Genomic DNA, 9562 nt, shown 5'->3' with positions numbered 1-9562 from the left:
CGCGAAGTGGATACCACCCGACGACATCATCACCGCAGGCGCGGGCTTCAACCAGTCGCCGAGCAGTCCGGCGCCCCGCAGTCTCGGCGGCTCCTGGCCCTGCGCGAGCGCCGCCACGTCCTGCGCGATCTGCCGCGTGGTGCGCTGGACGGTCAGCCCGCGGTCCACCAGCTCCTGGTGGTGCTCCGCGACCTCCTCGGCCGAGATCTGCGGCCGGTCTCCCGGGTCACCGAGCAGGCTGCGCACCTCGTGCAGCAGCGCGACGTCCGGCGGCAGTTCATGCCCGTCCCGCCGCGTGGCGGGTGGCGTCTGCTGCCGTCCCGCCGCCTCGGTGGAGCCCTGGCGTGTGTCGAGGCCCGGCAGCGGGCCGGTGCCCTCCTGGGCCTGTCGGCGCAACTCGGCGCGTGCCAGGGCCTCCTCGGCGGCCCGCAGCCGCTCCTGTGCGGTGTGGGCCTGTCCGTGCACGTCGGAGGAGGTGCCGATGCCGCGCGCGTCCAGCTCCTGTGCCCGGTCCAGGTCGGCCTGGGCGTCGGCGACGCGGCGCAGCGCGTCGCCGTACTCCTCGTGCGGGCCTTCCTCTTCGGTGCCGTCGCGGTCCTCGGGAGGCGTCGTGCGCTGCTGCGTGAGGTCCTGGCCGCCCTGCCCGGTGCGCTGCGGCTGCTTCCCGCCTGTCCTGTCCCCCGGTCCGTGCTCCTGGACGGATTCGGTGTCCGGGTGGCCGGTGGCCGGCTCCGCGTGGGCGGACTCCGTGACCGGGCGGTCGACGGTGGCAGGCGGGGCGGCGGTGACCGGGCGCGGCGGCGGTGCGAGCATCTCCTTGCTCACGCTCGCGCCGCTGAGCAGCTTGGCCGTCGCGACCTGCTTCAGCAGCGTCCGGTAGTCGGCCGCGACGTCCGCCTCGGTCTTCGGCGGCGGCATGTGCGGGTGCAGGTCGCTCAGCGCGGGGTCGTCGTGCATGAACTGCCGGTAGGCGTTGTAGACCGTCGCGATGTCCTGGCGCACCTGCGTGCTGCCGCCGCGCCCCGGGACGCCGAGGAGGCGGTTGTCGTTCGTCGCCCCGATGGACGCCAGGTCCATGAAGTACGAGTCGAGGATGTCGGAGACGTCGCGGTGCGTGATGCCGCCGACCGAGGCGTGCGCCTGCTGGAGCACCACGCGGGCCATGTCGACCACCGCCTGCCGGTACACCTCGTACCGCGCGTTGCCCTGGATCGCACCCAGCACATGGTCCGACTGCCTCGCCTGCGACGCGTCCATGAACCGGCCGTCGAGACCGGGCACCGGCATCGGCATGTCGCGGAACGTCTCGTCCTCGATATGCACATCACGCCGGACACTCGCCATCGGATGCACACCGAACTCGTGCGCCAGCATCCCCGCGACATAGCCGATGCTGTAGTTCTCGAAGTAGTAGGCGGCCAGCTGGACTTCGTACCCACCCCGGCCGTCCGGCCGTACCTCGGCCGGCGTGTCGAGGGCCCGGTTCTCCAGGATGATCCTGGCCTGCCCGTCACCGAGGAACTCCGTGATGCCCGGGTGGGACGAGAGCAGGTCCACGACCTGCGCCGCCTTTTCCACGAACTCCGGGCGCTCGGACGACAGGTTCGCGAAGTGGATGCCGCCCGACGACATCATCACCGCGGGCGCGGAGGTGAACCATCCGCCGCCGCGCAGGCGGGGCGGCTCGTGGCCGAGCGCGAGCGCCGCCACGTCCTGCGCGATCTGCCGGGTGGTGCGCTGGACGGTCAGCCCGCGGTCCGCCAGCTGCCGGTGCCAGCCCGCGACCTCCTCCGGCGTGACCTGCGGCCGGTCGGGTACGTCGGCGAGCGCGCTGCGCACCTCGTGCAGCAGGTGCACCTCCGGAGGGAGTTCGTGCACGGCCCCGGTGCTCTCCGGGAAGCTGTGCCCGGCCGTCTCGATCCGGTGGAGCGTGTCGAGGATGGACTGGACGGCGTCCGGGCGGCCGTGTTCCCCGGGCGGGTAGGCCGCGGACAGGTCCCGGTGGAACTGTGCGGCGACGTCGGTGTAGTGGTCGAGCTTGTCCGGGAGGGCGGTGCTGTCGCCCACCTTGAACGCGTAGTCGTTGAGCGCCTCGTCGCGCTGCGTGCGCAACTGCCCCAGCACAGTCCGCCCGTTGATGCCGGGGCCCGCGTCCCTGAATGTGTCCCCGTCGAGCTTGAGCTGCTCGAAGCCCGACCTGATCGCCGTCCGCACGTCCATGAGGATGCGCCGGTTGACGGAGGCGTCCACGTCGTCGGCGCGCCGCTCGCCGCGCAGCGTCGGGTCGTCCGTGCTGAGGGTGTACTCGACGGGCGACTCGGGCGCGCCCTCGGCGATGCGGTCGTCGAAGTTCTCGTAGATCGTCTCCGCGATACGCGCCTGGCTGGCCCACGGAGCGACGTACTCCTCCACGAACTGGTCGAGCGCGCGCTCCCGTTCGTCGGGGCCCTTGGTGTCGAGCGGCCCCAGCTCGTCCGGGGCGTGGTCGCGGTAGAACTGCTCGACGGCGTCCGGGCTCGGCAGCGTGTCCCCGGGGGAGAGCAGGTCCTCGTTCTGGTAGTGGGCGGCGACCACGATCCGGAGCTTCTGGGTCGTCTCGTGGTACTGCTTCTGGTTGAGGAACTCCTTGTCCTGGGTGAAGACGGGGAAGTCCTTCAGCCTGAGCGGCGGTACGCCCACCTTGCCGCGCAGCTCGTCGAGGGGGCGCACGTCGCCCCAGGTCTCGCGCCCCGACGACACGTCGTCCGTGTACGTGCGCAGGGAGTTCGGCAGGGCGGAGGAGCGCAGCTGCTCCAGGGACTCCGGCTTGATGATGCCGAACTGGTTGGACGCGAAGTGCTTGTCCACGTTCAGGTCGAGCGGGTGACCGCCCGAGCCGTGCTCGGTCACCGCGTCGCGCGAGATGTCGTTGGCGACCTTCAACGGCACGAGGAACGAACGGATCATCGGGTTGGGCGCGTTGTCGCCCGCGTACTTCTCCACCCACTTGATCTGGCGCAGCGGCTGGCCGACGCTCACCCACAGGGCGCGGTCCCCGCGCCCCGGCTCGCCGGTGTGGATCTGGACCGCCCCGCCCTCGTCCTGCCCGACGTCCTTGAAGGACGGGACAGGACTGTGCGTCTGGTCGCCGTACACCGCCATGTAGATCGGCACGTACGGCTCGTGCTCGATGGTGACCACCGCGGGGATGTCGCGGTTGATGTACCCCTGTCCTGGACCGTCCGTGACGTGGCTCGCGCCGAGGTAGGTGGCCCCGGGGATGTTGAGGGCGGGCCGGTTCGGGTCGAGCTTGTTGAGCGCCTTCAGGGTGGCGTTGACGGTGCCGTCGGAGAGGTAGTCGGGCAGCGTGTCGATCCGCCGGCGGGCCTCGGTGAGCGCCGCCGCGTGGTCGTCGGGGTCGACACTGTCGAGGAGCCGCGTGATGACACCGCGCGCCGCCGCCTCGGTCTCCTTCGGGTCGCCCCAGTTGTGCTGGTCGAGCGTCCTGGCCAGGTCCTTGTCGAAGTCGGCGAGCTGCTGCTCGATGTGCGGCTGCGCCTCGTCCGTGTCGATGTGGAGGGGCGCCGCCGCTCCCTCCGACTCCGAAGTACTTTCCGAGCGGTGGGTGGTGCCGTCCTCGCCCGGGTGTTCCGACCCGGTCTCGGCGGACGTCGAGTCGTGGCCTGACACGGTCGATCCGCCGGCCTCGGAGTCGGAGTCGCTGTGCTCGGACTCGGAGTCGCTGTGCTCGGACTCGGAGTCGCTGTGCTCGGACTCGGAGTCGCTGTGCTCGTGGACCGACTCCTCCCCGTCGCTGTGGTCCGACTGCTCGGTGTCCGTGTCGTCCTGCCGCACCGGGGGCTGGTGCTCCTGCTGCCCGCGGCCACCCGTGCTGTCGGCGACGGCGTCGTACGTCGCGTCGTCGTCGGTGCCAGGACGGGTGCCGGTGACCTCGTGGTCCTCCGTTCCCGGACGGGGCTCCGTGCTCTGGTGGTCGTCCGTCGCCGGAGGTGTCCGCGTCGCCTCGTGGTCGTCCGACCTGCGGGGCGGCGGCGCGGTGGCTTCGTGGTCGTCGGTGGGCTCGTGGTCCCGAGGCGCCGGGGCGTCCTCGGTGGGCCGGTGGTTCTCGTGGTCCTGGGGGCCTGTGGTGACGCCGTCGTCGTCGGAGTGCGACTGGATGGCGGCGCGCAGGTCGTCCAGGTCCCGGATGTCGGGTACGCGGTGGAGGCCGAAGTCGTCGTCCGGGGTGGTCCTCGTGTCGGTGTTCTCCGGGTTCTCGGCCGGATGCTCGCGCTGGGCCTGGAGCGTCTCGGAGCCGGGCGTCTCGGTGTGCGGGGCCGGGCGCTGCGCGGGCGGGTGCGCGTCGCCGTCCTGGCGGGTGTCGTCGCCACGGGACGGGTCGGGGCGCCTCGTGGTCTCCGTACCGCCGGAGTGGGACTCGTCGCCGGTGCGGGTCGCGTCGCCGGTGTGCGCGGAGCCGCCGTGCTCGGCGGCGGGGTCCGCGAGGCGGTCGACGGACGGCAGGTCGTGCGGCACAGACGGCAGATCGTGCGGCACGGACGGCAGGACGGGCGGCGCCGTGGGCTCGTCCGGCGGGCCTGCGGAGGTGTTGTCGTGGTCCGAGGGGCCGTCGTGCGGGACGGACGGCAGGTCGAAGCCGTCGTCGGGCAGGTTCAGGGAGTTGAGGAGGTCTTCGAGCTCCTCGGGCGTGCGGGGCCCACCGCCCTCGCCGGGCTCCGAGCCGTCGTCGTCGCCTCGTCCGCCCGGCCGGGCGTCGAGGCCCTTCGAGACGATGCGGTCGAGCCTGCCGTCGCCCTCGGGGCGCTCCACGCCCTGGTGCAGCTCCTCGTCGAGCGCCTTGGTCCGCTCGTCGTAGGTGAGGGTGTCGTCCAGCCTGCGCTGGACCTCCTCGATGCGCTCCCCGGTGCGTGCCGCGTCCTCCAGCCGGTCGGTGAGGAACTGCTCGCTGTGCTGGTCGCGCAGCGAGTCGAGCTCCTGCCGCAGCCGCTCGACCTGTTCGAGGCGGTCGGCCTCCTGCTGCGCCCTGTGCTCCTCCAGTTGCTGGAGAGCCCGGTCGGCCTCCTCCGGCGTCTCCGCGTCCCTGGCCTGCTGCCGCAGTTCCGCCGTCCTGGCGTCGTCACCCTCGTGGAGGGCTTCGAGGCGCCTGTTGAGCTCCTCCTCGGTGATGTCCTCCGGGCGCGGTCCGCTGCCGTCCTCGTCGCGTGACGGCTCGAACTCCTTGAGCCGGTCGAGCCGTTCCTGGAGCTCCTGCTCCGCGCGGTGCTCCTGGAGCTCCTCCAGGGCGCGCTGCGACTCCTCCTCGGTGTGCGCCTGCGCCAGGCGCTCCTGGAGTTCGCGCGTGCGGTCGTCCTGGCTCTCGCGCAACCGGTCGAGGCGTGCCTGGAGGTCCTCCTCGGAGCCTGGCGGGTGGCCCGTGCCGTTGTCCTCGGCCGGCTCGTCGGAGTTGAGCCGGTTGATCCTGTCCTGCAACTCCTGGAGTTCGCGGTGTTCTTCGAGCTGCTGGAGGGCGCGCTCCGCCTCCTCCTGCGAGGAGGCGTTCGCCAGCCGCTGCCGCAGCGCGGCCTCCTCGGTGTCCGCGTTCTCGTCGGCGCGCAGCCGGTCGAGGCGGTCGCGCAGAGCGGCCGTCTTCAACAGGTCGCGCAGCTCGTCGTGGAGCCGCTGCGCGTCGCGCCCGGTCGCGCCGGCGAGTTCCTGGCGCACCCGCTCCAGGTCGGAGTCGAACGGCCGGGCGGCGTCCTTGCCCGTCAGGACCTCGGCAGGGACGTGCTGCTCGACGTAGTTGGTGTACTCGCGCAGCGTGCTGTCCATCAGGTCCGGGTCGCCGCTGCGGCGCGCGCTGTCGACGGCGTCGACCTTCGCCTGCCACTCGGCGCGGTTCGCGCCCAGGTCGCCCAAGCGGTCGAAGCCGCCCGCGACATGGTCGTTGAACGCGTCGAGCCGCTGGTTGAGGGAGCGTACGTCGATCATCTCGCGGAACTCGGCCAGCTTGCGGGTGGCCTCGCTCCAGTCGTTGTTCCGCGCGGCGTCCTTGATGGAGTCCGTGTACATCCGGCGCGCCGTACCGGACATGCCGGCGTCCTTGGCGACCTGGTCGAGGGCGTCGGCGCGCCGGTCCACCTGGGCGCGCGGCGACACCGGGGCCGCGGTCGGCGCCTCGGGCGCGTCGCGCAGGGGGCCCAGTTCGCTGCCGGGGTCGTGGTCCGGGACGTTGAGGTCGTCGAGCGTCGCGAAGGGGTCGGGGTGCTCGTCCTCGGAGGAGGGGCGTGTCCCGTCGGAGGCGGGCGGCGTCTCCTCGGAGGAGTCACGGGACTCGGGGTTCGAGGTGTCCGCGACGGCGTCGCTCGTCGTGTCCGGGCCGTCCGGCCTCGCGGTCCCGGTCTGCCCGGGGGCTTCCTGGTCGGTGTGGACCGCGGCGTCCGCGTCGGTGTGCGGTGCCGTTTCGGTGCGGGGTGCCGTTTCGGTGTGCGCCTGTGGCGTGTTCGTGTCGGTGTGCGGCTGCTGTCCGGAGGGAGCCGGGCGGTCGGTCGCGGACTCGGTGGCGGGCCGCGCCTGCTGGACCGTGTCGCCGCCGCCGTGCACGCCGTCCGTGCCGGTGCCGTTCGGCGTCCCGGTCTCGGTCCTCGGACCAGTGTTCCCCTGGGTGTTCTCCGTGCTGGTGGTCGTCACCGGGCGCGGCGCGTCCTGACCGGTACCGGAAGGCCGCGGGGACGCGGTGGTGTCGCCCGTGGTGGCGGGCGGGCGTGCGCCCTGCGTGGGGGGCGGCTGGTGGGTGCCCTGGGCGCCGTTGCCGGTGCCCGTGCCGGCTCCCGGCCTGACCTGCGTCGGGGGCGGTGCCTGCCCGGTGGGCGTCTGGTCGACGGGGCCGGTCTGCGTGGTGTCGGACCCGGTGGTGTGCTCGTCACCGCCGTGTGCGCCGTCGCCAGTGGTGGGTTCGTGGAGGCCGACCGCGCCGGGCTCCGTCTGCGGCACGCTCGGCAGGTTCAGTTCGTCGGCACCGCCGCGCGAGCCGGTGACCGCCGGCGGCTCCTGCGCCGTCGTGTCCGTGTCGTGCGGGCCGCCGCCGGTGAACTCGCCTGTGTTGGCGGTCGGTTCGTGCACGACCGGGCTGCCGGGCTCCGTGTGGGGCACGCTCGGCAGGTCGAGGTGGTCGCCGCCGGTCCCGCTTGTCGCGGGCTCGTGCGGTACGGGGGTGCCGTCGGCGGGGGCGGTGCGCGGCGCCTCGGGCGGCGGCGCCGACAGGTGGGTGTCGGTGTGCTGGCCGCCGCCGAGGGTCTCGCGCGGGGGCGGGGTCGCCTGGGTCGTGGTGGTGTCGGGGCCGTCCGGGCGCTGCGTGATGGCCGGGCTGCCGTTCGAAGCGGGCGCCTGCTGCGTGTCCGGGGTGCTCTCGGTGGGCCTGGTGGTCTCCGAGTGCGTGGGGCCAGGGGTGTCGGTGGTCGTTCCGGTGTTCCCGGTGTTGGCGGTGTCCCCGGTGTTGCCGGTGTCCTGGGTGTTGCCGGTGTTGCCGGTGTCCTGGGTGTTCCCCGTGTCCTGCGTCGCGGGGTCGTGCGGGGTCGCGGTGTCCGTGGTCGCGGGCGCCTGGTGCACGGGCGCGGAGTCCGCGGGGCCGGTGGCCGTGGAGGGCGCCTGGTGCGTCTCCTCGGGGCCGGGCGCGCTGGTGGCCGGTCGGGTGTCGGTGGGGCCGCCGGACGCGCCGGTGACCGTACGGGTGTCGGTCGGACCGGACGTGCCCGTGACCTGGCGCGTGTCGGTCGGACCCGACGTGCTGGTCACCGGACGCGTGTCGGTCGGACCCGACGTGCTGGTCACCGGACGCGTGTCGGCGGGACCCGACGTACCGGTCACCGGGCGCGGGGCCGCGGACGTCGCGGGCGGCTCGGAGGTGGCCGGGCCGCGGCCGGTCGTGCCGCTGGTCGGGGTCGACGTCGTGGTCGTGCCGGGCGTCTGGGCGCGCACGCCGCCCGTACCCGTACCGGTCGCGCCCGTGCCCGTGCCGGTGCTGCCCGTACCCGTGCCGGTGGTGCCGGTCCCGGTGCCCGTGAACGCGCCGGTGTTGCTGTTGTCACCATTGGTCAGGACGGTGTCGAAGCCGGTCAGGCCCGTCGCGGGGGGCTGCGCACCCGCCGTCTCGGTGTGCGGGGTGCCGGTGCCGGTCGTCGTGGCCGCGGTGGTGTGCGGAGGCGGGGCCGACGTGGTCGAACCCGTCGTCGAGGAGGTCGTGGCGGGTCCCTCGGACTCCGCCGGTGCGTGCGGCGGCGCGCTGTTGTGGAACGTCACCTCGTCCGGCCCCGACGCCACCGTCTCCGGGCGGCCTCCGTGTCCGCCTGTGCCGCCGGTGTGCGCGCCGTCGCCGAAGTCGTCGCCGTCGCTGCTCTCCGTGTGGATGCTGGACCGGTCGATCGGTGTCGGTACGTCCCCGAGGCCGCTGACCGGGGGGAGGTCGGGCGGCTTGGGCAGGTCGAAGTTGATGTCCGTCGGGGTGTGCACGTTGACGGGATCGACCTTGGTCTCGTCCCCGCCGCCGAACCTGCGGCGCCCGCCGCCGCCGAGCGCGCCGATCGCGCCGGAGGTCAGGGCGCCCGCGACGCCCTCCTCGCTGGTACCGAAGATGCCGTTCATGGCTTCGGTGGTGGTGATGCCGGTGAGGCCGCCGAGCGCCAGCTTCCCGATCAGCCCGGCCTCGAACTTCGGCACGAAGGCCGCGGCGCCGCCGAAGATGCCGCCGCCGATCGCGCCCGCGATCGCGCCGGACTCCAGCGCCTGGAGCGTGTTCTGCGTGCTCCACTTCGTACGGTCGCCCTTGAGCATCTGGATGCCCTGGATGACCGCGTCCATCCCGAGCATCATGCCGACGCCCGTCGCGATGGAGATCAGCAGGCGACGCAGGATCATCTGCACCGCGACCCGCGCCGCCGTGATCATCGCGGGGATGGCCTCGGGCGCGAAGAACGCCCACTGGGCGATCTCGGCCGCGAGCCAGATCAGCTGGGCCAGGATCATGTACTTCGAGTACTCGACCTGAACCCCGGTGTTCCTGCCCAGATCACCCAACTGCTTGGCGGATGTCGCCATTTGGGGCAGATTGCCCTGGAGCTGCTGGATGAAGTCCTTGAACTCGTCCGCGACCTGCCCACCGACGTTGTTCAGCACGCCGGCGGCCGCGGGGCTGAGTTCGCCCACGATGTTGGACAGCTGCTCGGCGGCCTCGTCCCAGGCACGGCCGAGTTCGAGCAGCTTGTCCTCGTCGCCCTTGGGCCATGCCTGGCCGACGGCGAGATAGGCGACCCAGCTGAGTTCTGGGGGCAGGTTGACGCTCATGCCTGATCGGGCTCGTCCACGCGTTCGGTCGTCCTGAACGCGGGGATCCGCGGCTCAAGCATGGTCTCGGGCTCCAGGGGTTCAAGTCGGTGCGCGGGCACTTCGGGCGTGCCCTCACTGAAATGTACGGGTGTCTGCTGCGTGGGCGTCAGCGGGGTCGCCGGAACCTCGGCCGTGCGCTCCACACCGAACTGCCGCGGCGTCTCCTGCGTCGGCGTCAACGGCGTCGCGGGAACCTCCTCCCGCC

Annotated in this window: 2 protein-coding genes; both read right to left on the bottom strand. The window is 72.9% G+C overall.

Annotation, left to right across the window (positions count from 1 at the left end; translation table 11 throughout):
- The coding region (locus ABEA77_RS31540; RefSeq protein WP_486389447.1) for a WXG100-like domain-containing protein at nucleotides 1-9315 on the bottom strand (9315 nt) is incomplete at its 3' end.
- Nucleotides 9312-9562 (bottom strand): hypothetical protein (locus tag ABEA77_RS31535; protein ID WP_345655244.1); only part of this gene is annotated, 251 nt, incomplete at its 5' end. The genes ABEA77_RS31540 and ABEA77_RS31535, both read right to left, overlap by 4 nt.

Origin of the sequence: Streptomyces tremellae, from assembly GCF_039540215.1 — a bacterium.
GTDB lineage: Bacteria > Actinomycetota > Actinomycetes > Streptomycetales > Streptomycetaceae > Streptomyces > Streptomyces tremellae.
Note: the sequence above shows the minus strand (reverse complement) of the source record. Positions and strands in the feature narration are given on the sequence as shown.